This window comes from Acinetobacter sp. KH_038, from assembly GCF_057839405.1.
On sequence record NZ_CM174489.1, the window covers coordinates 1,943,309 to 1,968,616 of the forward strand.

21 protein-coding genes, 1 tRNA gene and 1 pseudogene are annotated in these 25,308 nt (G+C 43.3%); 5 read left to right on the forward strand and 18 right to left on the reverse strand.

The window, feature by feature from the left end; genetic code table 11:
- Nucleotides 1–28: 28 nt before the first annotated feature.
- The 5 genes from AC3IT7_RS09120 to AC3IT7_RS09140 all read right to left on the reverse strand — a co-directional run bounded on the left by AC3IT7_RS09120 (nt 29) and on the right by AC3IT7_RS09140 (nt 3,710).
- A complete protein-coding gene (locus AC3IT7_RS09120) occupies nt 29–391 on the reverse strand; it encodes a phenol hydroxylase subunit P4 (RefSeq protein ID WP_489248232.1) in 363 nt (120 codons plus the stop codon).
- Between the two features lie 103 nt (nt 392–494).
- Nucleotides 495–2,021, reverse strand: a complete 1,527-nt coding sequence (locus AC3IT7_RS09125) for an aromatic/alkene/methane monooxygenase hydroxylase/oxygenase subunit alpha (protein WP_489248233.1) — start codon at nt 2,019–2,021, stop codon at nt 495–497.
- 93 nt (nt 2,022–2,114) lie between these two features.
- Nucleotides 2,115–2,381: an MmoB/DmpM family protein gene (locus tag AC3IT7_RS09130; protein WP_489248234.1), complete on the reverse strand. Its 267-nt coding sequence runs from the start codon at nt 2,379–2,381 to the stop codon at nt 2,115–2,117.
- A gap of 11 nt (nt 2,382–2,392) precedes the next feature.
- Nucleotides 2,393–3,397, reverse strand: a complete 1,005-nt coding sequence (locus tag AC3IT7_RS09135; protein ID WP_489248235.1) for an aromatic/alkene monooxygenase hydroxylase subunit beta — start codon at nt 3,395–3,397, stop codon at nt 2,393–2,395.
- A gap of 19 nt (nt 3,398–3,416) precedes the next feature.
- Entirely contained in the window at nt 3,417–3,710 is a 294-nt protein-coding gene (locus AC3IT7_RS09140; RefSeq protein ID WP_489248236.1) for a phenol hydroxylase subunit, read from the reverse strand.
- Between the two features lie 423 nt (nt 3,711–4,133).
- On the opposite strand from AC3IT7_RS09140, the gene mobR reads away from it, so the two are divergent.
- Entirely contained in the window at nt 4,134–5,801 is a 1,668-nt protein-coding gene (gene mobR, locus AC3IT7_RS09145) for a phenol degradation transcriptional regulator MobR (RefSeq protein ID WP_489248237.1), read from the forward strand.
- Nucleotides 5,802–6,055: 254 nt separating this feature from the next.
- Nucleotides 6,056–6,247: pseudogene (locus tag AC3IT7_RS09150) on the forward strand (IS3 family transposase); the annotation flags it as partial.
- Between the two features lie 115 nt (nt 6,248–6,362).
- Here AC3IT7_RS09150 and AC3IT7_RS09155 read toward each other — a convergent pair.
- From AC3IT7_RS09155 to efp, 10 genes are all read right to left on the reverse strand, one after another.
- A complete protein-coding gene (locus AC3IT7_RS09155; RefSeq protein ID WP_489249998.1) occupies nt 6,363–7,253 on the reverse strand; it encodes a LysR family transcriptional regulator in 891 nt (296 codons plus the stop codon).
- 54 nt (nt 7,254–7,307) lie between these two features.
- Nucleotides 7,308–8,660, reverse strand: coding sequence for an MFS transporter (locus AC3IT7_RS09160; protein WP_489248238.1), 1,353 nt, complete (start codon nt 8,658–8,660; stop codon nt 7,308–7,310).
- Between the two features lie 53 nt (nt 8,661–8,713).
- The gene (salA, locus tag AC3IT7_RS09165) at nt 8,714–10,003 is read right to left on the reverse strand and encodes a salicylate 1-monooxygenase (RefSeq protein ID WP_489248239.1); all 1,290 of its coding nucleotides are present in this window, start codon (nt 10,001–10,003) and stop codon (nt 8,714–8,716) included.
- Nucleotides 10,004–10,359: 356 nt separating this feature from the next.
- A tRNA-Val gene (locus AC3IT7_RS09170) sits at nt 10,360–10,436 on the reverse strand.
- 47 nt (nt 10,437–10,483) lie between these two features.
- Nucleotides 10,484–12,478, reverse strand: a complete 1,995-nt coding sequence (locus AC3IT7_RS09175; protein ID WP_489248240.1) for a transglutaminase TgpA family protein — start codon at nt 12,476–12,478, stop codon at nt 10,484–10,486.
- A gap of 11 nt (nt 12,479–12,489) precedes the next feature.
- A complete protein-coding gene (locus AC3IT7_RS09180; RefSeq protein WP_489248241.1) occupies nt 12,490–13,395 on the reverse strand; it encodes a DUF58 domain-containing protein in 906 nt (301 codons plus the stop codon).
- Between the two features lie 12 nt (nt 13,396–13,407).
- On the reverse strand, nt 13,408–14,370 hold the full coding sequence (locus AC3IT7_RS09185; protein WP_489248242.1) for an AAA family ATPase: 963 nt from the start codon (nt 14,368–14,370) through the stop codon (nt 13,408–13,410).
- A gap of 424 nt (nt 14,371–14,794) precedes the next feature.
- Nucleotides 14,795–15,100, reverse strand: a complete 306-nt coding sequence (locus AC3IT7_RS09190) for a YbdD/YjiX family protein (protein ID WP_180096655.1) — start codon at nt 15,098–15,100, stop codon at nt 14,795–14,797.
- An 8-nt stretch (nt 15,101–15,108) separates the two neighbouring features.
- Nucleotides 15,109–17,208 (reverse strand): carbon starvation CstA family protein, encoded by a 2,100-nt coding sequence (locus tag AC3IT7_RS09195; protein WP_489248243.1) that lies wholly within the window; start codon nt 17,206–17,208, stop codon nt 15,109–15,111.
- Nucleotides 17,209–17,379: 171 nt separating this feature from the next.
- Nucleotides 17,380–17,949 carry an elongation factor P gene (gene efp, locus AC3IT7_RS09200; RefSeq protein WP_004279747.1) on the reverse strand — a complete coding sequence of 190 codons (570 nt, stop codon included), beginning with the start codon at nt 17,947–17,949 and terminating at the stop codon, nt 17,380–17,382.
- A 381-nt stretch (nt 17,950–18,330) separates the two neighbouring features.
- Here efp and epmB point away from each other — a divergent pair, with 381 nt between their 5' ends.
- The 3 genes from epmB to AC3IT7_RS09215 are packed head-to-tail and all read left to right on the forward strand — an operon-like array spanning nt 18,331 to nt 23,261.
- The gene (gene epmB / locus AC3IT7_RS09205) at nt 18,331–19,353 is read left to right on the forward strand and encodes an EF-P beta-lysylation protein EpmB (protein WP_489248244.1); all 1,023 of its coding nucleotides are present in this window, start codon (nt 18,331–18,333) and stop codon (nt 19,351–19,353) included.
- Nucleotides 19,354–19,362: 9 nt separating this feature from the next.
- The gene (locus tag AC3IT7_RS09210) at nt 19,363–21,108 is read left to right on the forward strand and encodes a GTPase (RefSeq protein ID WP_489248245.1); all 1,746 of its coding nucleotides are present in this window, start codon (nt 19,363–19,365) and stop codon (nt 21,106–21,108) included.
- Nucleotides 21,090–23,261 (forward strand): EAL domain-containing protein, encoded by a 2,172-nt coding sequence (locus AC3IT7_RS09215; RefSeq protein ID WP_489248246.1) that lies wholly within the window; start codon nt 21,090–21,092, stop codon nt 23,259–23,261. The genes AC3IT7_RS09210 and AC3IT7_RS09215 overlap by 19 nt, the downstream gene beginning before the upstream one ends.
- Before the next feature lie 91 nt (nt 23,262–23,352).
- Here the strand turns inward: AC3IT7_RS09215 and rpmE are convergent, their stop codons facing one another.
- The 3 genes from rpmE to gloA all read right to left on the reverse strand — a co-directional run bounded on the left by rpmE (nt 23,353) and on the right by gloA (nt 25,307).
- Nucleotides 23,353–23,577: a 50S ribosomal protein L31 gene (rpmE, locus tag AC3IT7_RS09220; protein WP_475653933.1), complete on the reverse strand. Its 225-nt coding sequence runs from the start codon at nt 23,575–23,577 to the stop codon at nt 23,353–23,355.
- Between the two features lie 196 nt (nt 23,578–23,773).
- Nucleotides 23,774–24,754, reverse strand: a complete 981-nt coding sequence (locus tag AC3IT7_RS09225; RefSeq protein WP_489248247.1) for a bile acid:sodium symporter family protein — start codon at nt 24,752–24,754, stop codon at nt 23,774–23,776.
- A 151-nt stretch (nt 24,755–24,905) separates the two neighbouring features.
- Entirely contained in the window at nt 24,906–25,307 is a 402-nt protein-coding gene (gene gloA / locus AC3IT7_RS09230) for a lactoylglutathione lyase (RefSeq protein WP_475653931.1), read from the reverse strand.
- Between the last annotated feature and the right edge of the window lies 1 nt (nt 25,308).

Genomic DNA, 25,308 nt, shown 5'->3' on the forward strand with positions numbered 1-25,308 from the left:
GTCTTTTTACTGTCGTGTTGTTGCTGTTTTAAACGTGTGCGCCTTGATAACCCTTCAATCCTGGGGTCACAAAACGAAGCAGTGATTTCTGATCAAAACCAAGCTCTGCCAAAGTCTGTTCAGCGCGTGGCTGAATCGCCTGTTTGTTCAGGGTAAATTGCACCTCTTCCCATTTAACTTTTTCAAAGTCAGGATGTTGATGGAAACCCGCCTGCATTTGCTGATCTAAAAATTCCTGAAAAGTTTGCTGAGGTGAAACCAGCATGGCATGTGCAGCACAATATAAAGTGTGATGATCCCACCCCACATAAATCAAAATGTTATCGCCATAGTGTTTTTGTAGGTCACGTGGTTCAAAGTCGTAATCTGGGCGAATAGCGCGTACTGACATGGTCATTCTCCGTATTGAGGCGGTTTGAGCGCTAATAACTCAAACCAAATTCCTTTTAAATTTAAATCTTGAAATAAACTACTCGTTGAATAGGCAATGTGCTTTAAGCCGCATCACCTTTCCATTTTTTCCAGCGTTGCTGGTCTGGTGAGCCTTCAATATCCAAGTTATCTGCACCAACATTAAAGCGATAATATTCACGCAACATATTTTCTAGGTCTAAGCCACCACAATTCCCTTGTAGAATTTGGTTGACTGGCAACCATGCCTGTACATATTTTTCTGGTTCACGTTCAAAAATATCGTGACAGCCATCTGAACAAGTGTGGTAACGCTCGCCTTTATAAACAGACTCACGATAGGTAAACATGGTTGGATCGCCATCCATTTCCGTGAAGGTCATTGGTACTTGGCAAATCTGACATAATTGCGGTAAGCCTGCGCTGTAGAAACGCTTACCCTCTGCTTCCATTTTGCGTGCCAACTCCCAACGTGGACGGTAATATTTGTCAAAGGTGTCTGGGTATTTTTCAGATAACCAGTCCATTTCCTGATCAGTTGGAATCCAGGTGTGGAAACCTGCAGCATGACCAAAGTTATAGAAAATCCACCATGCCTGATGTGACACGTGTTCTTTCTCTTTGGTAATCACTTCTGAATATTTCGGCATGCGGATACCGTAACGGCTCAGGTCTTTAAATAACGCACCGCCCGCTTCTTCAAAGTAAGTTTCCCATGCTTCTTTCCAAGACATGACTTTGTTTGGCAGCATGTAGTCCATCATCATGCCCACAATGGATAACAAACGGGTTCCACGCCAGAACCACTTATCAATCCATTCCTGTACGATTGGCACGTTATCTTCATGTTGTTCAAGCAAGAACTTCACGATTTCCAGACCTAAAGTCATATGACGTGCTTCATCGGACTGCGCACTAAAACCAAAGGTTACGGTGGCCATATCACCATTGTGCGCTGCACCCGACATGAACGGAACAAACAACAAGTTAGTTAATACATATTCAAAGGCAAAACTGATGGCCAACAAGAACTCAAACGGTCCTGCAGAGCGCGCATCTTCAAAGAATGATTTGGGTACAGACAAGTACCAAACACGGTCATGCATGTGTGACCAGTCCTGAAAACCATCAAAGAATTTGTTGTAATGGCTCATGGCATGAATTTGCGTCTGCACGTGACGCAATTCATCAATCGACTGCATTTGCGATGCAATACGTGCGCCCACACCACTGAACTGACGACCGACATGTGCATAACCTTGGAACGCCTGATATTCAAGCGGTGTGACCGCAGTCAAAAACAGTTTGATGGCATTTAAATAACGCTCATTGGTCACATTCATTTGACCATTGTTTTGTGCAAAAGCATCAAAAATGGCGTAGAGTTTTTTCTCTTTTTCGGCCTGATATTTCCAGTAGGTATCCATAGTTAAACGGAATGGGTCTTCCCATTTAGACCAGTCTGTAATTTTAATGCCTTCAAATTCTTCGTATGGAAAGGCTTCTTTGCGGTCGGCATAAGAAAAGTCCCAATCCAAATCACGGGTTAACGCACGATAGCGGTCTTTGGCATTCAGTTTTTTTGCTGGTGTTTTAACTTGTGAAGTCATGCTCATCATCCTTAAATTTTTTAGCGGCAATCTATGCAGCAATATGTTCTGGTGGCACTGTGCTGTAACTTCGCTCAGTGCACATCTTCATTCCTAGTTCCAGTGCAGGCGAAAGCTGTCGTCATCTTCTTCGACGTTGCCGCCCAAGGTGATCATGTTGAGTTGTAAAGACTGAATGTCCCAATCCTGTCCCAGCTTTTCAGATACGGTTTCTGCTTTAACAATCAAGTCTGTTTCACTTTCTACCCGAATCATGGCAGGCAGATATTGAATGGTGGCTTCTGGATTGTCTTCTTCAATCGCCTCAATGATGTAGCGTGAAGTGTCGTTGTCCTGTAGTGCGATATAAACCTTAGACATGCTGCTTCTCCTTAAGCCTGTGCTACTTGTTCAAGTTGAATACCCAATTTTTTACTGCGTTCCAGCAGTTTTTGTTCAGCCACATCTACCGCCTCTGCAGACAATGCCTGCGCTGCCCACTGTGCAAATGCCGCTTTAACTTCAGGTAAATATTCTGCCAACCACTGGCTCAGCAATTGTTTGTTGTGCTCAGATTCTGCAGCAGCAGTTTTAAATACGCTGTCTGACCATTTGCGTAAATCAGACAACGCTTCTTGCATGAATTCCATGAGCATGGCCAAGTCACGTGCCTCATGCTGTGCCAACCACTGATCAAACTGGGTGTAGACCAATTCACTCATAAAGCTGTCAATCACCAAGTTCTGTAATAAAAACAGCTTGAAATAGTCTTGTTCAGTCAAGCTTGTTTCACACAACTTGCGCAGACCTTGCCATGCATCGTCCTGCATCCACGCTTGTTTGGCAGGAATTAAAGATTCACCTGTATTTCCATCGAGCGCTAAACCGACTCGTGAGATGTACTGCGCCATGCCTAAACGGTCCATTGCGGCATAAATACAGGCTTGGGTTAGTACCGTACCGTAACCATAAGCACTGCCCGACATCATGTGTAAGTTTGCAGTTTGCTCGATATGACGAAACGGCAAAAACAAGGCAATGACTTTGGCTCTAACTTCTTCAGAAATATGTTCTGCCAACTGACGCTTTTCAAAAAAGCTAAAGTTACTTTCGGCAATATCCTGCAAACGTGCACGATGCTGTACATAAGTCCCGTAATAAAACTGACGTGGGTCTTTAAATGCGTACCAGTCCTGCATCTCAATAGCAGTGTGAGTTTTATCATTTAAAGTTTTTTCAGGTTTCCACAGCGGACGATAGTGAAAGTTGGTTTCCGCCTGAATATCAAAACTCACTTCCTGATAACGGGTCGCAGGCTTGTTGCCAAAACGGCGCTCAATATAGGCATAGTTTTGACGAATTGGCTCAATACCCGCTGTTTTGATTTCTAAAGTCATCGCTTATCTCCTTAAGCATTCAGTGTTGATCTTCATGATCAATGTTGTATCGCTGTGCACCGACCAAAGTGTTGTGTTCGATGCCATAACGCCATTTATCTTCTTCAGCATCATTCACAGCCTGTTGCTGCTCGCTCATTTCCACCACCTGATTGGTGGCGCAAAACTCACGGAATGCTTGCTGTGGCAAAACCAACTCCACATATAAAGTTGGATCGTGAATGGCAAAGTCGAACTCGACAAATGCGGCATCAATATCGCCAGTTACCCGAATGTATTTGGTTAAAGGTAATGTGCCTGTTGCATCCTTCATGGTGTTCTCCTACAAGACCTGAATCATTCAGTGCTTGCTTCAGTTGCTTCATGCATCTGTTTCTTACTCTTACTCTTACTCTTACAACAAGCGTGCCAACTTTATAAAAACAATAAAAAACAACAATTTAAAAAATAATAGTGTTTTTATAAGAATTTCAATTTCATGATTTGATGAATTTTGACTTTTAAAAAATTTAAGATTTCATGATTTGATGAAATTCCCCCAAATCAGATACAAAAAGTTACCCTTGTAATTCACTCAATTCGCTTATGATAAAGATGAAATAAAAACAACAAAAACAGTTAGATATAACACAATACTTTTAAGGTTTGGCTTGATGTTGTTTAGGTATTATTGAATTTACATAAACTTGCATAAGATGGCTAAAACGCATCGAATTTAATGGATTAAACACGGCGCATGGTACGAGTAAAATACGACAGCAGTGGCAAATACGCAGGTCATCCTCAAGAAATTCATGACTTGCTTTCTAAACTGCATTTTGACACTGAGCATGGACAACTCTGGTTTGATGAATATCGCATGTTACTGATGCATACCAGCATCATGGGCTATTTGCGTAAAGACCTGGCCAACATGATTGGCATACAGCGTACCAAACGCTTTTTCATTCGTTTGGGCTATCAGGCAGGACTGAAAGATGCCGAAGTGACCACTAAAATGCGCCCTGGCTTAAATGAAGAACAGGCCTTTATGGCAGGGCCACAAATGCATGGTATCCGGGGCATGGTTAAAGTCGAAGCCAATCAACTAATTCTGAATCATCAGAAAAAACAGTTTTATGCCGATTTAAACTGGTACAACTCCTTTGAAGCCGATGTACATATTGAACAGTTTGGGCTCAGCAACGAACCCTCTTGTTGGATGCTACTCGGCTATGCCTGTGGTTACAGTAGCTTTGCCACAGGAATGACCATTATTTATCAAGAAGTGGAATGTAAAACCTGCGGACATGCAAACTGCCGCATTATTGGTAAACCACTCAGTGAATGGGAAAATGCCGATGAGCTGATTCAGTTCATGTCACCTGAACCGATTGAAAAAGAACTGATAGCCTTACAGGCTGAATTATTTGAGCTAAAAAAATCTATTTACAGCACCAGTAAAAATGACTACAGCATGTTCAGCTCGGTAGGCCAATCTGCCGCCTATCAACGTGTGTGTGACCTGCTGAAAAGAGCTGCTGGTGCCAAAGTCTCGATTTTACTGCAAGGTGAAACAGGCGTAGGTAAAGAAGCCTTTGCCCGTGGCGTACATGACTTAAGCCAACGCAAAGAGCATGCTTTTGTGGCAGTGAACTGTGCTGCAATTCCACCAGAACTGATCGAATCTGAACTGTTTGGGGTGGAAAAAGGTGCATTTACAGGCGCACATCAATCACGTTTGGGTAAGTTTGAACGTGCACATAATGGTACTATTTTTCTGGATGAAGTGATCGAGCTTTCGCCACGAGCGCAAGCCGCTTTGCTGCGTATTTTGCAGGAGGGTGAATTTGAACGTGTCGGTGATTCGCAAACACGGCATTTAGATGTCCGTGTGATTACCGCCACCAACGAAGATTTGGAACAGGCTGTTAAAGCAGGACGCTTCCGTGCCGATTTGTATTATCGCCTGAATATTTTTCCTGTGCAGATTCCACCGCTCAGAGAACGCCGTGAAGATATCCCCCTTTTAATTGAGCACTTTTTAAAACGCTTTGAGAAAATGTACAACAAACAAATTCAGGGGGTGAGCGAAAAAGCCACCGCCTTTATGCAAAGTTATGCTTGGCCAGGCAACATCCGTGAACTGGAAAACTTGTTGGAGCGCGCAGTACTGCTCACCGAAGACCAACAAATGATTAAACTGAATGCTTTGTTCCCACAAAAGCATGAACACGATGCTGAAGATGTGCAAGGCAGCACGCATTTAGATACATTTATAACCGAAGGTTTTGACTTAGAACAGCATGAGCAACAACTGATTATGACCGCCATGCAAAAAGCCAAACAGAATGTATCTGAAGCTGCCCGTTTGTTGGGTATTAGTCGAGCAAAGCTCGATTATCGACTTAAGAAATATTATTAGAGCCTGCAAAAAATTATCTACATGATTTTTAAAATAAATATTTATAAGTTAAAATTCTCTTAAATCAGCTACTGATGTCAAAGTGTGCTGATCATGTGCCATCGCTGTACCGTAAACGACTGATCTATCAGCGGGCTGGCATTAGGTTATGTGCCACCTTTTGATTTTGAAGCAATGTACTATGATAAGATTAAGTCGTCAGGTCAGGTGGCCTAACTTAAATAAAAAGTCTCCGACAAACCCGTTACGGTTCATTGAAAGATCATGTGGTTCATGGCAGTGTATTTGCTACTCGAAAAGAGACGAATACTATCTTGTTTGACTATATTGAGACTTATTACAATCAGTTCAGAAGGCATTCCGTAAACGACTGGTTAAGCCCAGAAGCCTTTGAACAGAAATATTTCAAGAATTTAGATGAATTTGTTGTCCACAATACTGTCTAAGGTCATGATCCATTTTAATTGGAGCTATTACAAAAGAAGCATAAGCGTGAACTTGCTCTAGTTAATAAAAATTATTTTATTGCTATATTCCTTAAGAAAAATGGAGCTGACTAGACTATAAAGACTGAAAAATTTCTCGTAAGGTTTGAATAAACCAGGTACGGGCCTCTAAATCTTCATGGTGGTTATACCAGTTAGCACTGACATTAAAGGTTTTAACCGTAAAGGGTAGTTCAAAAATATTGATGTCACTATTACGCTTATAGACGCTTGCTGCACGTGAAGGTAGAGTCACTAGTAATTCTGAATTAGTTACGACATCCTGTAATACGCTGAAATGCGGCACCTCCAACATGATATTGCGTTTCAATCCCAGCTCTTTGAGTCTTTGATCTATTTCAATATGCCCGGTAGAAGATTTGATTGCAGCATGTTTCTCTTGTAAATACTGCTCTAAACTCAGTTGATCCTTGATACGTGGATGCTGTTTATGAGCAATACACACATACCGCTCTTCAAATAAATTACGTGATTCGATCTTAGGCATCACGGTATAGCTACTATTAAACACAGCAACGTCTAAAAAGCCCTCAATCAGCCATGCTTCTACTTGATCTGAATGAATTTCTTCAATTTCAATTTTTATAAAGGGTGCTTCTTTGGAAAGATATTGAATCAGTGAAGGTAATAAACAGATTTCACCTAAATCCGATAGACCTAGACGGAAAGTTCGATTTGAGGTTTTTGGATCAAATTGTTGTGTTGCTGCGATGGCTGTTTCAATTTCAGCAATCGATTGACTAAAACTTGGATATAAAATTTGTGCCAATTTGGTCGGTTTGACACCAAATTTATCGCGTTCAAATAGAGGATCATTGAGGAATTTACGTAAGCGATTGAGATTGTAGGTCACTGAAGGCTGACTTAAATTCAGTCTTTCAGCTGCATGACTAATATTTTTTGTTTCGTAGATGATAATAAAAACTTTAATAAGACTCAGATCAATCAATGCAAATATTCCAATATCACTCAGGGAGGGAATCCTCCCTAAGTCAATTTTTTAAGCTTGTGCAACGACGGCTTTTAATTTTTTCTGCTTCAGACGATAGTGAATCATTGAAACGCTAATTACTGCAATTATACATGGAATGGCAAGCGCAATAAAATTATACGTGAGCGGTAAGCTCAAACTCAGCAACCAACCACATAAAATTGGACCTAAAATCGCGCCTAGACGTCCTACACCCAAGGCCATACCTAAACCTGTCGCACGGATATTGGATGAATAAAATTGTGACATATAGGCCAATAACAAAATCTGTCCACCAATGGAAGCAGCCCCTGCAACAGCAATACAGATATAGAGGATAAAAGTCGGTAGACTGTAGCTGAGCAACAACAAGGCAATCGCACCACTGGCGAATAAAGTGCATAGTACCTTGGCCAAATTAAAACGGTCTGCAAGATATCCACCAAAAATTGCACCTAACATACCGCCAATATTGAGTGCGAAAAGGAAGACTAAACTGGTCGATAAATCATATCCCGCTTCAACCATCAGTTTTGGTAACCAGTTGCCTAAAGCATAAACCAAGATTAAGGCCATAAATACACTGGTCCAGAACAATAAAGTCACAGGCCCACGATTCTCTGCAAATAAATCTTTCACAGGTGACTTAGAGACAGTTTGATTCTCATGATGCAGGGTAATCTGTGTCTGCTGGCTATACGTGATAGTGCTATCAATTTGTTTGAGTATTTGAAAAGCCTGTTCTGTTTTTTTACGTCGTACCAAATAATCAACCGATTCAGGTAGCAAATACCAAATCAGTGGCAGCAGCAACAGCGGTACTCCGCCAATAATAAACATGATTTTCCAGCCAAATTGTGGCACCAACCATATCCCTAATAGCGCTGAACACATTCCACCTACTGCATAGCCACTAAACATCAGTGAAACAAGTGTGGCACGTAATTTTTTTGGTGCATATTCAGTCATCAGGGCGATCACATTAGGCATTACCCCACCCAGACCGAGACCTGCCAGAAAACGGAAAATACCAAAGCTCTGTGGATTAGTGGCATATCCACATAACAAGGTGAAACCACTGAATAAGATAATACACAGTGCGATCAGTTTCTTACGGCTAAATCCATAGCTTTCTAACTTGTCGCTTAGACTACCAAAAATAATTGCGCCAAACATCATACCGAATAAGGCAACACTGCCGAGAAAACCGGCAGTGATGGTGTCTATTTGCCATTCTTTCATGAGTTGTGGTAAGGCAACACCATAAATCACCAGATCATAACCATCAAAAATAATAATCAGCGCACTCAGTAAAATCACACGCCAGTGAATTGCTTTCAATTTGGCCTGATCTATAATTTCATTGGCATTAATATTTTGCATAACTGACCTCCCTGGTCGAAACATTTTGCAATTTTTTATTTTAATTCGAGAACTTAGCCTGCCATTCTGATGTTCTTCTGTAATTTTTGCTTCAATAATGCTACGGCTGTTTCAATGTCTTGCTCAAGCGAATGCTGCCATAACCAGTCAAAACGATGTGCCAAATGAGCACCAATATCTTCAAAGCTTGGATATAGAGGTGAGTAAAGTTCATAAATCTCACCAGATTCATGCGAGGTATGCTGAACTTTGATCGCACGTTCTAGACGCACTTCTTCATAAATTCCGGATACCAGTTTAATCGTTTCACGTGTCAGCTGTGGATTAGCTAGCAAATTAGCCAAGATCAAGGCATCTTCCAAACCTTGTCCGGCACCAGCACCTTGATGCGGCAACATGGCATGTGCAGCATCACCGATCACAATCACATTATTTGTCTTATTTTTATAGGTTTCTAATGGCTGAATTTCATGCAGCGCCCACAATGTTGGAGATTCAATCAAATTTAATAATGCTTTACAGCTATCACTCCAGTCTGCGAAATCTTCAAGCATTTCCTGTTTGGAAACCGATCTAGTCCAAGGGGTATTTTCTGGCAATATGGTTTGCGTGCGGTCGGATTTAAACGCCACAATATTTATTTCTTCTCCCTGACGAATTGGAAAGGTTAAGATGTGTTTGTCCTTCCCTAGGAACATTTGTGGGACTTCAGCCAATTCTGGAGTATTACCGAGTGCTGTAATCGCTTTTTGAAAATCCTTAAATTTGATAATGCCGCGATATGCCCAAGTACCAGAAAATTGAGGCGTGACGCGTGGAAGCCGCTGAGAATCTAAAACATGGTTGCGTACTACTGAATGAATACCATCACAGCCGATCACATAATCATATTCAACTACTTGCCCATCCATAAAAGTGATTTTAGCCTGAGCAGCAGTCGTATCAATGTTCTGTACACGCTTATTAAAATGTACATTGGATAGAGGGACGAGATGAATTAACGTATCCAAAAAATCGGCACGATGCACAGAAGATTGACCGACTTTAGGAGCGACAGAAGCGGATAAATATTCATCTGTATAGCCATTCCGCCACTGGAACCAGATATCGGTATACGGTGCTTTTACCTTATCAGCAATACTTTCGTATTCTTGGCCTAAACCCAGTAAATAAATGGCTTCTACAGCATTGGCACCGAAAGAAATTCCCGCACCAATTTCTGAAAATTGTGATGCGGACTCATAAAGATGGACGTCTAAATGTTGATATTTTACCAATTGGGTCGTAAGTGCTAATCCCGCAATACCTCCACCAATCACAGCAACTTTAATTTTATTGTCCATTTTAGTATTCCTTACTAATTTCCTTTGAATTCTTATCATTCTCCATTTTTTACTTTTAATCCAATTTATATTTTTTAACTTATAATATCTAAAATTTTGATATTAATAAGTAGGTATAATCCATCTTAATGGGATGATTGCAAGGTAGCTTCGCTTCAGCGGTCGTTTTTTATGTCTTTCCGAAACATGCGCTTCACCTTGTATCACGAGTTAGATTATTAGACAGTGATACAAGATAGTGTCAGTTTTGGAGAAACATACCAAATCACCAGAAACAAAAAAACCTTCTAAATTGTTGAATTTAGAAGGTTTTCTGCCTTATACAACCCTATAGAAAGCTATATAAAAAGTAATCTTGGTAGGTATAAGCAGACTCGAACTGCTGACCTCTACGATGTCAACGTAGCGCTCTAACCAACTGAGCTATACACCTAGAATGCTTGGCATATTATAAATTTTTGCCGCTTAAAACAAGTCTTTTCATTTGCTTTTTAGAACATCCGCACAAGTTTTAAGCAAATCCTTGAATTTTTTAATTTCTTGTTCAGTAATAAGGGTTCCCGAATACAAGTTTTTTTCAAAAATCTGGATAGCTTGAATAAATACAGTCTGATTTTCAGGCTGAACCTGATGGGATAAACGCAACATCCAGTGATGAAAAGTTTCAGCAGGTCGTTTTTTAAAATCAGAAGTTAAGGACTGATCCAATTGCTGGATAGCACGATCAAATGGAGATTGAGTCTGGCGAGCTTTTAGATAAATTCTAAGTACATAGGCCACAATCAGCAGTCCAATGCTGCCCAGTAAAATCACGATACTCGAATAAGCCGAACTTAGCCCTAATTTTGATAGCCATTTCTGTTGCGATTCTGCATTATAACCCACCACCTTGCTTTGCCACTGGTAACTGGCATAATCACTCCAAACACGTAGCCTGGTCATCCATAAATTATTCTGCGATGCCCAAGCCGAATTACTGGCCGATACCCGTTGATCTTGAGACAGCAGATTCTGCATTCCGCCATCTACACGTTGTGGCGCAATCATGGCGGTCGGATCAAAGCGCTGCCACTTCTGATCTATCCAGACCTCTGTCCAGGCATGGGCATCCAGTTGCCGGACTTCCCAGCTCTTGCGATCCGGTGCCAGCTCCCCACCCTGATAGCCGGTCACCACCCGTGCAGGAATACCAACATAACGCATCAGCATCACGAAACTCGAGGCATAGTGTTCACAAAATCCTTGCCGGGAGTTAAATAAAAATTCATCAATCCGGTTTTGTCCCAACTGGCCCGGTTTCAGGGTATATACAAAGTTATTCTGCTGATACCAGTTCAGGACTTTCTGCACATAACGGCGTGGATCTGCAGCACTCTGTTCATATAAACCTTGTGCCAGCTGCTGCGCTCGAGGATCCAATCTGCGTTGCACTTGGGTATTGGTACGTTCGACATATTGAGCGGGCAAAGCCTGAGGATTATATTCTGTACCGATCCACTGTAAAGAAATCGGTTCAATGCGTTGCGTGAGTCGTCGTGGCACAATGCTCCAGTCCTGACGGTTATAATAACGGCGCTCCACAGGCATTGATTTTTCCAGCCCCATAATCCAGAACACCGCAGGATCTGCAGCCAGATACTGATAGTTCCAGCCAGCCGGTACTGGCGAGTTATCCATGGGCTGTCGTATTAAAGGTTGCTGATTGATGAAACTGCTGGTCCAGCGTTGACCATCGTATTCATCCAGCACCAAAGCACGCCAATACAGCTCTGAACGCGGTGGAAGTTTATTGATATCACCAATAATCCTGAAGGCCAATGCACTGGATTGTGATAATTCGGCAATATCGCCAGGTGACATACTGTCGCTAATACCGGTCACGCCTTTATTTTCTGGAATGGGAATATGCCAAAGTGGCGGCAAGCGCGGGAAGAAAATAAACAGCAGGATAAAAAATGGAATGGCGTACAGGATAAACTTGCCCACATGCTTGGCATCCTGTTGTAAGGCGGCACGTTGGGTTTTTTGCTCCTGCTCAAACTCGCTGGTCTGCATCCGGTACAGGCCAATCAGAGAGCTGATTAAACACAGCACAATGACCATGGCCATCGCAAATGACTGACTGTACAAAAATGAACTGGCAGCAACAAACAGGGCAAAATTAAACAGGATAAGCAGATCACGCTTGTTTTTACTTTCCAGTGATTTGGCAAATAAAAATGTCGATAGCACAGCAACGCCAGCCTCGACACCAATAAAACTCTGATAACTTAAATAAATACTGCCCAGTGCCAAAGTCGTCAGCAAAAAAGTGCCAATTTTAGGAAATGGTTGCTGGCGTTTCAGGTAAATCCAGATACACAGAATACTGATGGTAAAAATAATACTGAGCAAAACTGGAATAAACATCAGCTGTGCAATCAGAATCAGGCTCAGGGTCAGCACAATCGAGATACGGATTTGTGTATTGATCATTGCTATCTGCCTTAGGCCTGCGCCAATAACTGTTTGGCTTTACGCAGCTGCTCTTCGCCTGCACCCTGTGGCAATTCGGCCTGGGGCAAATGCAGTGCATAAGCACATTGCTGCTGCTCGCATTGCTCAACCAGTCCCATCATAAATTCAAGTTTTTCTTCATGTGACTGAGTCGGCATATGTTCATAATGAATCTCGATACTGTGCTCATCCTGATACTGTTCAAAGACTTTGATATACAAGCCTTGTCCACGGGCAAACTGCTTCCAGGATACGGCCTGCAAAGAATCGCCAGTCTGATAATTTCGCAGCTCGCGAAATTCATCCATATCCGGCTCAAAACGGTTGAGATGGTATTTATTTTCTGCGCTAAAAACTTCCGCTTTGGGTGCCACCCAGGCCGCGTGCTGATGATAAAGATAAGTCCAGGCGCGAACCAGACCAAAGGGATATACCGAATAGATCTGGATGATCGGGTAAGCAAATTTGCCGCGCTGCTCTGCGTAAAATGGCAAAACAAATTGCTGCTTTTGCGCATTTAGATAAAATTTCGCGAGCTGATTTCCTGCCTTGATATACAAATAACGTGGTCGAACTTGCTGCTGTTGAAAATAAAGATGTAGATTCAGGCTCTGCCCGACCTGACCCACTTCATCCGCGATCAGTTCAATTTTCAAGTCATGCAATTGTTTAAAGGTCAGATAAAAACTGACACACAATACTGCACTGATTAAAAAGCAGAACCCTAAAATCAGGTTATTGGCATAGTTCACGCCTGCCACAAAGGTGATCAAGATCAACACCAGATACAGATAACCCTGCTGATAAATAAATACCAGCACATCTTTCTGCGAGAGCTGTTTCTGCTGAGAAAATCGAAAGCGTTTGGCCAGCCATTTTTGCCAGGTTTTATCCAAGAGAGGACTCCTTTAGCTGACCGCAACCTGTTGCATGACATTCAAGCTTTCAGCTTCACTCAAACCCAGACGGTGTGAGGTCACCGCAACAAATACGGCCTGTACATCATCCGGGGTGACAAAAGCCCGTTGCTGGATCAGGGCATGTGCTTGTGCAGCACGCTTCAAAGCCAGTAAGCCACGAGTAGACAGACCATGGCGGCTTTTACGGGTTTCTTCTGCCAGATCGAGCAGATACTCCTGAATAGTTTCGCTGATAAATACCTGATGCGCCAGACCTTGCAGATCCAGAATTTCATTTTCGCTAAAGACATGCGCCAGACTGGCAATCAGGGCAAACCGGGATTCCTGCTGTAACAGCATTTTTTCGGCATGGCGTGATGGATAGCCTAAAGACAAACGCATCAAGAACCGATCAAGCTGGGATTCTGGCAAGGCATAAGTACCACTTTGAAACAGCGGGTTCTGGGTGGCAATCACCCAGAACGGTTTTGGCAAGGCATAGCGTACGCCATCGATGGTGGCATAGCCCTCTTCCATGGCTTCAAGTAAGGCACTCTGGGTTTTGGGGCTACAACGGTTAATTTCATCTGCCAGTAAAATCTGGGTAAAAATAGGGCCCTGTTTAAACTCGAACTGATGCTCTTTCTGGTTAAACATGTTAATGCCGATGACATCGCTGGCCAGCATGTCATTGGTAAACTGTATCCGCTGGAATTTCAAGTCTGCCAGATGAGCCAAGCTGCTGGCCAATGTGGTTTTCCCCAGACCGGGTAAATCCTCAAACAGAACATGGCCGCCTGCGATCATACAGCACAGTGCTAGCTTGGTCTGGGCCTGCTTGTCGAGTACGATGGCATTGACCTCTTCAAAAAAATGCTGGATCTTGGGCGCATAACTTGCAATTTTTTGTTCAAGCACGCTATTGAGCTGTGCAGTATCGTTATTTTCCTTCTGTTTCATGCCCCAGATCACAATAATTTCCTAATAAAATATGGTCTAGGATTAACATACACTGAAATTTTAATTTTCCCAAAAGATCAATTTCCTATCTGTGTAACTGAATAAAAATACCCGCTACAAAATGACGAAAATTCAAATAAAAATGCATGGCTTTTATCAAGCACGGAAAAATTGAGGCCACAGAAAACAGGCAAAAAACCAGCTCAAGAAGCAATCATTTTGTCTTCGAGACCAAGTTTTGAAAGCTTGAATAGATTTAATTTATATGGCTAGAACCGCATACTTTAAAAGTATACAGATTTATTTTCTCCTGGATTTGAATCAGGAAGATTCTGAAATAACTGAATCAATTATGAGATGTGATTAGCGCAGCTGTTTTCAGACTGATATTTGGGCATAAAAAAGCGCCCCGAAAGGCGCTTTTTTTACTCAAGAATTAACACGGACACTTCTTCATCCCACCGCCTGCCGATGGATAACGTGAATCCACACAGTGACGATAAAATGTTTTCGGGTCCATCGCTTCCAGATCCGGATGATGCTTGCGCATATGCTCCACATAGGTCTGATAGTCCGGCACACCAACCATCAGGCGGAAACTTTGCTGCAAACGTTGCCACAAGGTCGCAATCCGGGACCAGTTTTTCGGATTCAGGATCAAGTCTTTTTGTGACATCACGGTCATCTTGATGATTTTATAAATCATCGTTTTCCCGCTTTTGGCAAACTTCAGATTCATCACCTTCCTCCTTAATGACCTTTCGCTGGCTGAATTTCTTCAGGATCACGATAGATGGCTTCTGCTTCATGTACAGACGGTTCAGGATTTGCCAATGCTCGACGAATCACGCGAATCGCGGCGAACAACATTACAAAGGCCACGATCATAAAGAAGGCGCAGAGTGCTGCATTAATCTGGTTCGACATGGCCACCGTCTGCATTTCTGTTACTGTTTTCGCTGGCGCCAGGATTTCATTATTGGCAATGGCAGTATTGAAACGCTCCGCCTGTGCCAGGAAACCAATTTTCGGATTTTCGTGGAAAATCTTCTGCCAACCCGCAGTCATCGAAGTAATAAACAGGAAAATAGTCGGAATAATGGTAACCCAGACATATTTCTGTTTTTTCATCTTGAACAGAATCACAGTACCGAGAATCAGCGCCATTGCCGCCAGAATCTGGTTACCAATACCAAACAGCGGCCATAAGCTGTTAATTCCGCCGAGTGGATCGACCACGCCCTGATAGACGAAGAAGCCCCAACCTGCGACTGCCACGGCAGTACCCAGCAAGTTGCCAAAGAAGTTATGCGATTGTTTTACTGCAGGAATCACAATACCGACTGTGTCCTGAACCATGAAACGACAAGCACGCGTACCGGCATCTACAGCGGTCAGAATGAATAATGCTTCAAATAGAATGGCAAAGTGATACCAGAATGCCATCATTTCACGGCTATTAAAAATTTCCGTGATGATATGCGCCATACCAATCGCAAAAGTAGGTGCACCACCCGTCCGTGACAGAATCGAGCTTTCACCGACTTCCTGAGCCAGTAAAGTCAGGGCTTCCGGAGTCACCACAAAACCAAGGGTACGCACCGCTTCTGCAGCACTCTCTGCAGTTGTTCCAAGTAATGCGGCTGGTGAGTTAATCGCGAAGTAAATTCCCGGATCCAGAATTGCAGCACAGATCAAGGCCATGATCGCCACAAAAGACTCCATCAACATGCCGCCATAACCGATCATCCGGATATCGCGCTCGTTATTGACCAGTTTTGGCGTGGTTCCTGAAGAAACTAAGGCGTGGAAACCGGAAATCGCACCACAGGCAATGGTAATAAACAGGAACGGGAACATGGAGCCTGCAAATACCGGACCCGTACCATCGATAAACTTGGTCACCGCTGGCAGTTTCATTTCCGGCATGGCAAACAGAATACCAATCGCCAGACCGGCAATTACACCAATTTTCAAGAAGGTAGACAGATAATCACGTGGCGCAAGCAACAGCCATACCGGCAATACTGATGCAACAAAACCATAGATAATCAATGCCCAGGTCAGTTCAGTACCAGATAGTGTAAAGAACGGGCCCCAGTACGGATGCTGCGCGATGTTTTCACCATAGATGATGCCGAGCATCATCAGGACAAAACCAATAATCGAGACTTCAGCAATTTTACCCGGACGGATAAAACGCATATACACGCCCATGAAGATTGCGATCGGAATCGTGGCAGCAATACTGAACACGCCCCACGGACTATTGGTTAAGGCTTTGACCACCACCAGCGCCAATACCGCCAGGATGATAATCATCACGCCCAAGGCACCGAGCATGACGACAATACCGGCAAAAGTACCCAGTTCCTGCTTGGCCATCTCACCGAGTGAACGACCGTCACGCCGGGTAGAAATAAACAGCACCAGAAAATCCTGTACGGCACCGGCCAGTACCACACCGACTAACAGCCAGATCGTTCCGGGTAAATAACCCATTTGTGCGGCCAGGATCGGACCGACCAGCGGGCCTGCACCGGCAATCGCTGCAAAGTGATGGCCAAACAAGACACTTTTATTGGTCGGTACATAATCCAGACCATCGGCCAGACGATGCGCAGGCGTCAAACGGCGCTCATTCAGCTCGAATACTTTGGTGGCAATAAACAAACTATAGAAACGGTAAGCAATGCTATAGACACAGGCAGCTGCAAGTACCAGCCAGACTGCATTTACATGCTCACCCCGACTCAGGGCCAGCACTCCAAAGGAGACTGCACCCACTATGGCTACTAAAAGCCAAATTATTTTCGAAGTCAGCGTGGACTTCTTTTGTAAAGTTTCCATTCAATCCCTCATATTGTGATGCATATAAATCAGCGCGGTTGTTGTTGTTCGAAGTACTGCTGTTTTCCCTTGCGACTTTACGCCTGTTCTTTTCGCTTTCCTCTAAGACTTTGGCATAAAAAAAGGGATGATCTAGATCATCCCTCTCGATAATAGTCTATTTTAAAACCATTATGCACGTTCTAAATAATCACCAGTACGGGTATCTACACGAACGCTTTCTTCTTGCTGTACGAATAATGGAACACGTACGACTGCACCTGTTTCAAGTTTCGCTGGCTTACCGCCACCGCCTGAAGTATCACCACGAACACCAGGGTCAGTTTCAACGATTTTAAGTACTACGAAGTTCGGTGGAGTTACGTTTAACGGCACACCATTGAACAGCATAATAGTACATTTTTCATTTGAATCGTCTTTTAACCATTTTGCAGCATCGCTCATCGCTGTTTTATCAGCTGCGATCTGTTCAAAAGTTACAGGATCCATGAAGTTCCACATTTCACCGTCGTTGTACAAGTATTCCATTTCTACTTCAACGATATCAGCCGCTTCTAGGTTCTCGCCTGATTTAAATGTTTTTTCCAGTACTTTACCTGATTTTAGGTTACGTAATTTTACGCGGTTGAAGGCTTGGCCTTTACCCGGTTTTACGTATTCGTTTTCCATGATTGAACATGGGTTACCATCAAGCATAACCTTAAGGCCTGACTTGAAATCATTCGTAGAATAATAGGCCATGACTGGCGCACTCCAAACTTACTAACTTTAATCTATAGATGCTAAGGGCTGTTGCAATGTCATTTAGCAAGTCTGACACGAACATTGGGTGCCACATGCACATTCATTTGATGTTGCGTATTCTAAATGAGCAATACACTTTGCCGCAATGAAAAATTCCGGTTTCAGCCGTTGACACTGCCTAAGTTACACTCAGACATGAAATTCTCTTGTTTATTCATGTCTTGCTCAACGCTAAAATGCCATTAGGCTGTCATCATTTTTAGCATATCTGATGATGCGATCAATTTTATCGCGCAGCGGATTATTCTGGTTTGCTACAAGCTGTTAAACTGCAGCCATCAGGCTTTGCCCTCCCATTTCTACTGTTAATTTTCCAGCATGACGAACTATTTATATCAAGAACAAAACTGGCAATCCCAGCTCAGCGACCTGATCACCGACCCGCGCGAACTGCTTGACGTGTTGCAGCTTTCACCAGAGCAGCTGCTTTCGGGCGCGATTTTGGCCACCGAGCAGTTTAAATTGCGGGTGCCGCGAGCTTTTGTGGAAAAAATGCAAGTGGGAAATCCTTTCGACCCGCTGCTGTTACAGGTTCTGCCGCATCATCTGGAACTGCAAGAGCATCCCGAATTTGTTACCGATCCCTTGGGCGAAGAACAGGCCAATCAGCAGCCTGGGGTACTGCACAAATATAAATCACGTTTTTTACTGACCCTCACCGGCGCCTGTGCCGTGCATTGCCGCTACTGTTTCCGCCGGCATTTTCCCTATCAGGAAAACCTGCCTAAAAATGAAGACTGGCACAATATCCGGCAATATCTGGAAAGCCAGCCCGATATTAATGAAGTGATTTTGAGCGGTGGTGACCCACTGACCTTATCCAACCGGAAACTGCAACTCTGGATTGAACGGCTAGAATCTCTACCACAGCTCAAATTTTTAAGAATACATTCACGAGTTCCCATTGTGATCCCAAACCGGATCGATGAAGAGCTACTAAGCATGTTAAAAAACAGTAGGCTGCGTATTATTCTGGTGGTACACTCAAATCACGCCTCGGAGCTGGATGACTTCACCTGCAAGCGTTTGAACCAGTTGGTTCAGCAACAAATTACTGTGCTGAATCAGGCAGTTTTATTAAAAGGTGTGAATGATTCTGCTCAAGTTTTGACAGATTTAAGCTATCGCTTGTTTGATGCCGGGGTAATGCCGTATTATTTACATGTACTTGATAAAGTAAAAGGTGCACATCATTTTGATTTACCGCCTGATGTCATTCATGAGATTTATACTGAAGTTTTAGCGGACCTTCCGGGGTATTTGGTTCCTAAACTGGTTCGAGAAATAGCGGGCGAGAACAATAAGACACCGCTTTTTGGGGTTTCAACATTTTTGAGTTAAATAATAAAGATGAGCAAGCATACGTCCGACATTTTTCAGACACCTACGGAACTCACACGCGATCAGCTGAGCTTTTGCCCGACGACTGCCAAAGCTTTGCAAGAATGGGTTTCAGGGATTTCGATTTTGCAGCTGGGGAATTCATCCAAATCTCTGTTCAATGCCTTACTGGAAGTTTCCGAGCTAAAATGTGCGGAAACTCTGCGCTTCGACCTGATTCAGGTCTTGCATCCAACACTTGAAAATGTCCTGAGCAGTCTGGAAAAACATTTTGTCAATCAGGGACTGATTACTTCGGATCGTAACGATCAGATCATTGAGCTGGCCATGCTGCTACGCAGCCATTTTGCCAAAATCTATATTGATATCGTCAAACGCTGCAGTCACCAGCTGGCCCATCAAAAATTTTCCCTGTTTTCTTTAGGTAAAAAGAAAAGCATTCAGACTGCCCGAATGGTTTCGATTTATTATGCATTGCAACAGCTCAGCCTGCTGTTATATCAACAGCATATGCTATATAGCACACCGGGTATGGGGCAATGGCTGGCTGCACATCAACTGCTTGAATGCGCAATCGAAAATAATTTTTATCAAAGCAATATCAATCAGGTACTGGGTACACAACATGAAATCCAGACTATCGCACATGCTTATGCGCAACTGATTTTACTGGATATTTTCAATACCCACCAGATTCGGCCTGCTGAAATTCAGGGACTGTACCTATGCAGTTTTGACTGGGCCAAACTGGTACAGATTTTACCCAAAGAAACCACACTGTCCCGCTATGTGGTCGATGCCAGCAAAGATTATCCACCGATTTTCAACTCGCATCAGGGTGAACAGTTTCAGCCAAGCTTCTATATTTCCACCCAAAAGCTGATGGAGCATTTGACCAGTACTCAAAGTAAAAATGCCCAGTATCTGTCACGTAATGAAAAACTGTTCCTGACCCCTGCGCTGCATTTTCATATCTACAATCTGCTCTCGAATAATGTCGAGCGTCGTCATGAACGTTATGAATATTCTGCCCAGATCAATCTCTGTTTTGGCTTGAGTGTGGCACATTTCTATCTTTCCAAAGGCAAGAACTTCAACGAAACCCTGGAACTTGGGGCCAATTTTAATTTCCAGAGTGAAAGCAGCTTTGTCAGTTCAATGGAAAATGCCATTCCAAGTGGTTTTAGCAGTATCAAGGCTCTCGACCGGGAAACCAAACAGATTCATAGCGCTGAAGTGCTGGACATTAGTGTCAATGGTTACCGGATTAAATGGTCAGGGATTACGCCGGCCAATCTGAAAACCGGTGAATTCATTCTGGTTCAGGAAAAAACACAAAGTCAGTGGCGAGGCGGTGTAATTCGCTGGATCAAGCAGTCGACCGACAAGAGTCTGGAAATTGGTCTGGAAATTCTGGCTCAGGAACTGTTCCCTTGTGCAGCCTACAGCCGTACAGAACGTCATTATGTCAATTACCAGCCTGCACTGCTGGTAAAAATGACACAACTGGATCAGGTCTCGACCAGTCTTATCGTCTCTGGTTCACAAATGTTTAGGGAAAAACAGACCATTCATTTACGTCTCGGTCAGGAGGAACTCAAAATCTATCTGACCAAAGCACAACTGATTACACAAAGTTTTATCCGTTTTGATTATGAGTTACTCAATGATCAGGAAGAAGACATCATAGAAAACTTTATCGATCAGCAGATGAATGAAAGCAGAAATCATGATTTATGGGAAGCATTGAAGTGAGAAATCCATTATTGTCTAAAAAGTTAAAACGTACCGAAACACGTTTACTGATTATTGATGATAATCAAATTAGATATAACCAAATCCGTGATCTTCTGACCAGCAATGACTACCAGGTTGATGCTGTCCTGCTTGATGATCTGCAATCTTTTGAAAAACAGTTAAATTTCAACTGGGATCTGATTATTTTTGGCCGCGCTTATGATCTGAAATATGAACAGGCCCTAAGTCTGGTGCGTCTTTCCCAACAGCCCCACTTGCCAGTGATCTTGCTTAAACCAGATGATTACCAGGCTGAACAATATGCGCAGTATATTCATAAGGGAATTTATGACATTCTCAATTTTGATTATCTGGAACGCTTTTATGTGGGACTGGTTCGAGCATTGTCATTTAGCCGCGTGTCCCAGGCTCAGCAACATCTGATCAATGAACTGGAAACAGCACAAAGTCAGACTCAATCCTTGGTTGAAGACAGTAACCGTGCCATTGCCACCATTCAGGAAGGGATTCATATCCAGGCCAATGAGGACTATCTGAAGCTGTTTGGTTTACAAAGTGAAGACGAGATTATTGGTCTGCCACTACTGGACTTGTTACAACCTTCTGATCTGAACGACTTTAAAACGCGTTTTAAAAAGATTTCTCAAGGCCAGGTCGATTTGGGCCGGTTTGAAATTCATTCGCTGAATTCGCGTGTCGCAGCCTCCAACCCCTTGAAACTGGAATTCTTGCCCTCCAGTGCTGAAGAAGATGCACTGCAAATTAGCATTGACACCCAGGCTCAGTCTCAAACCGGCAATGCCGAAAAGCCGGCTGGAAAACCAAGTCCTTTCCAGCTGCTTAAACGTGAAATCAGCAAGCAGCCTGCGCCTGTAAATGCATTGGTAACCTTTTCTTTAAGCGCTTATGATCCAGAAGTTCTACAGTCTGACTGGGCGACTTTTAGCGAGTATTTCAAAGCTGTTAAAGAATTCCTCAAGGAACAAACCCATGTTCCGCTGTTTAAACTGGAACATGAAGTCTTTGTCGGGTTATTCCAGGCAGATGCCAAGGCAATTCTCGATTCGAAACTGATCGGATTAAATGCGCTTAGCAAACCACAGCTGATTACAGTGGGACAAAATTCATTCCCTCTAAACCTGCGTATTGGCTATGTAGTGCTGGAGCAGGGTTTAAATGATGAAGCGCATTGCAATGAGCTGATTGCTCAAGCCTTTTCTAGCTCTTTGCCTCAGGCAGAAGCAGCACCTGAATTTGCTCTGGATATTCCTGCAGCACCGGCTAGTCAATCTCCTCTGGGAATGCCGCAGATCGATTTTAGTGTGGCTGAAACCCCAATCGTCAGCCCGACCGTCGCAGCGATCAGTCCTGCAGTCACCGCTATTCCTGCGGCCACACCGCATATTTTGAAAGCGTTAAGCGACTGTCTGGATCGTGGTGAAATCCACCTGAAATATCAGCAGTTGTATGATAAAGAAGATAGCCGTCTCTATACCTATGAAGTCACCAGTGGCTTTATTTATGAAAATAAATGGCAGGATATCTCTACCCTGCTTGAGCTGCATGAAGATGATGAGCTGTCGATTAAACTGGATCGCTGGATTCTGGTAGAAGCGAGCAAACAGTTGCATAACTTTATTACCCAATACCAGGATGCAACCTTAATCATTAACTTGAACCGTGCCGTACTGTTTAAAGACCGCACCTTCCCGGAATTTATTTCCAAGCTGATTACGATTATTCGCAGTAAAGTGCAGCATCCACTGATCTTGCAATTCTCGGAAGAAGATATTTTACTCAATCAGCAGGATGCCCAGAAATATCTGCGTACTCTGCATGAACATGGCGGCCTGATCGCTCTTCGTGATTTTGGTCAGTCCATGTATGGACCAAATTTACTGCGTGAATTACCGCTAGATGGTGTCAGCTTGCATTCCAGCCTGACCCAGATGCTGAATAATGAGCCTGGAATTGAAGAACTACAGGAAAAGATCACCGGTTACCTCGATATCAAGCCGCTGAATATTCTGATCCGCGAATTAAATGATATGACCCTGTTCGCCAATGCCTGGAATGTCGATGCCCGTTTTATTCAGGGAGATTATTTCCAGAAAAAACTTGATCACCTGATTGATGTACAAGAGCATTAACATTAAATAGTTATATGCCTGCCATGCGGTTATTTTCCAAATGGCAGGCACAAAAAAACGGGCTTGAGGCCCGTTTTTTTTATTTTGGGTATTAACGTTTAACAGAACGTGACATACCAGCAAAACGTTGTTTGAACTTGTCGATACGGCCGCCAGTGTCAACGTTCTTTTGCTTACCAGTGTAGAATGGGTGGCAAGCTGAACATACGTCTAGATAAAGTGTATCTTTACCAAGAGCTGAACGAGTTTCGATTACGTTACCACATGAACAAGTAGCAACTAAAGTTTCATATTTTGGGTGAATATCGGCGCGCATCGTCGATTACTCCATTAGATTCAAGAAGGTTTAGCTGTCATCGCTATTGATCACTCTCAAATGAGGAAGCAGGAACCAGAGTTCATGCAGATCAACACCACAACAGACCATTCTTTTGGCCCACCGAGACGGATACCGTCAGAGCTAAGCGCAACAAGTGGGCGTTATTATACGTCAAACAAATCCAATATGCGAATTAATCTTCACTGGCCGGCGCATCCTCTTTGGCCCAGATATTGGCAATAATGCCGCAGACCATCAACTGAATCTGGTGAAAAATCATAATTGGCAAGACAATCATGCCCAGCGGCTGTCCAATAAATAAAATCTGCGCCATCGGTACGCCACTGGCCAGGGTTTTTTTAGACCCACAAAAGAATGCGGTTTTCTGGTCAGCGCGGCTAAAGCCCAGCCAGCGTGGGATATACAGTGATAACAACATGACAATGGTGAGCAACACCGAACACGCCAGCAACAGCAATAACAAGGTACCCAGACTCACCTCATTCCATAACCCGGCCACGACTGCACTACTGAAGGCTCCATAAACCACCAGTAGAATCGAACCCTGATCAAAAATCTTGACGATTTGTGGCATTTTCAGCATATGAGGATAAATCCAGGGACGCAGAATCTGCCCCAGAATAAACGGCACCAGTAGCAACAAGGTAATCTGGATAATCGAGGCAGTCGGATCAAAGCCATGTTGCGATTGACCGAGAATAAAGAATGCCACCAGTACCGGGGTAATAAACATGCCGATGAGATTAGAAAAAGAGGCACTACATACAGCCCCGGCAACGTTGCCATGTGCTACTGAAGTAAAAGCGATTGAAGACTGTACAGTCGATGGCAAGAAACACATAAACAGGAAGCCCCAATACAGTTCCTGTCCGAGCATCGGCAATAAAATCGGCTTGGACAAAAGTCCTAAAATAGGAAACAGGGCAAAAGTCAGTGCAAAAACCAAAGTATGCAGTCTCCAGTGCATAATGCCTTCGACAACTGCCTCACGGGACAGCTTGGCACCATGCAGAAAAAACAGGATGGCAATTGCACCTGTGGTCACCCAGCCAAAGACTTCAGCAGCCTGTCCGGAAACTGGCAAGATACTGGCCAGCAAAACCATTACAAATAACAGTATCGTAAAACGATCCAATGCCAATAATTTAAGCATAGCCCTTTAATCCTTCAAATTTTAGATTTTATTGTTTGATATAAAAATGCCCGGCTATCTTAACAGATGCCGGGCTGATGCTACGCATTCAGATTGATGTAATATTTTCATCTATACATGAATATCTTTCATATATTTCACTACAGCATTCTTAGTTGTTACGTGCATCCTGATCTTGCTGGATCAGCTCGATTTTATAACCGTCTGGATCTTCTACAAATGCAATCACCGTCACGCCACCTTTCATTGGCCCGGCTTCACGCACCACATTACCGCCACGCGCCTTGATCTCTTCGCATGCCTTGTAAGCATCATCAACAGCAATTGCGATATGACCATAAGCATTGCCCAGTTCATAGCGGTCCGTATCCCAGTTATGGGTTAGCTCAAGTACCGTATGGTTTTCTTCATCACCATAACCGACAAATGCCAGGGTAAAACGGCCCTCTTCGTAATCACGCTTACGAAGCAAAGTCATGCCAAGTACTTCAGTATAGAACTTCAGCGACTGTTCTAAATTGCCTACACGTAACATGGTATGCAGCATGCGCATA

Excerpts from the sequence above, each read along its gene's own strand:
- AC3IT7_RS09215 (WP_489248246.1), top strand. The coding sequence starts at position 21,090 with ATGGGAAGCATTGAAGTGAGAAATCCATTATTGTCTAAAAAGTTAAAA.
- mobR (WP_489248237.1), top strand. The coding sequence starts at position 4,134 with ATGGTACGAGTAAAATACGACAGCAGTGGCAAATACGCAGGTCATCCT.
- epmB (WP_489248244.1), top strand. The coding sequence starts at position 18,331 with ATGACGAACTATTTATATCAAGAACAAAACTGGCAATCCCAGCTCAGC.
- AC3IT7_RS09160 (WP_489248238.1), bottom strand. The coding sequence starts at position 8,660 with ATGCAAAATATTAATGCCAATGAAATTATAGATCAGGCCAAATTGAAA.
- AC3IT7_RS09210 (WP_489248245.1), top strand. The coding sequence starts at position 19,363 with ATGAGCAAGCATACGTCCGACATTTTTCAGACACCTACGGAACTCACA.
- AC3IT7_RS09195 (WP_489248243.1), bottom strand. The coding sequence starts at position 17,208 with ATGGAAACTTTACAAAAGAAGTCCACGCTGACTTCGAAAATAATTTGG.
- AC3IT7_RS09140 (WP_489248236.1), bottom strand. The coding sequence starts at position 3,710 with ATGAAGGATGCAACAGGCACATTACCTTTAACCAAATACATTCGGGTA.
- AC3IT7_RS09130 (WP_489248234.1), bottom strand. The coding sequence starts at position 2,381 with ATGTCTAAGGTTTATATCGCACTACAGGACAACGACACTTCACGCTAC.
- AC3IT7_RS09175 (WP_489248240.1), bottom strand. The coding sequence starts at position 12,478 with ATGATCAATACACAAATCCGTATCTCGATTGTGCTGACCCTGAGCCTG.
- AC3IT7_RS09120 (WP_489248232.1), bottom strand. The coding sequence starts at position 391 with ATGTCAGTACGCGCTATTCGCCCAGATTACGACTTTGAACCACGTGAC.
- salA (WP_489248239.1), bottom strand. The coding sequence starts at position 10,003 with ATGGACAATAAAATTAAAGTTGCTGTGATTGGTGGAGGTATTGCGGGA.
- AC3IT7_RS09125 (WP_489248233.1), bottom strand. The coding sequence starts at position 2,021 with ATGACTTCACAAGTTAAAACACCAGCAAAAAAACTGAATGCCAAAGAC.
- efp (WP_004279747.1), bottom strand. The coding sequence starts at position 17,949 with ATGGCCTATTATTCTACGAATGATTTCAAGTCAGGCCTTAAGGTTATG.
- AC3IT7_RS09135 (WP_489248235.1), bottom strand. The coding sequence starts at position 3,397 with ATGACTTTAGAAATCAAAACAGCGGGTATTGAGCCAATTCGTCAAAAC.
- rpmE (WP_475653933.1), bottom strand. The coding sequence starts at position 23,577 with ATGCGCGCCGATATTCACCCAAAATATGAAACTTTAGTTGCTACTTGT.
- gloA (WP_475653931.1), bottom strand. The coding sequence starts at position 25,307 with ATGCGCATGCTGCATACCATGTTACGTGTAGGCAATTTAGAACAGTCG.
- AC3IT7_RS09225 (WP_489248247.1), bottom strand. The coding sequence starts at position 24,754 with ATGCTTAAATTATTGGCATTGGATCGTTTTACGATACTGTTATTTGTA.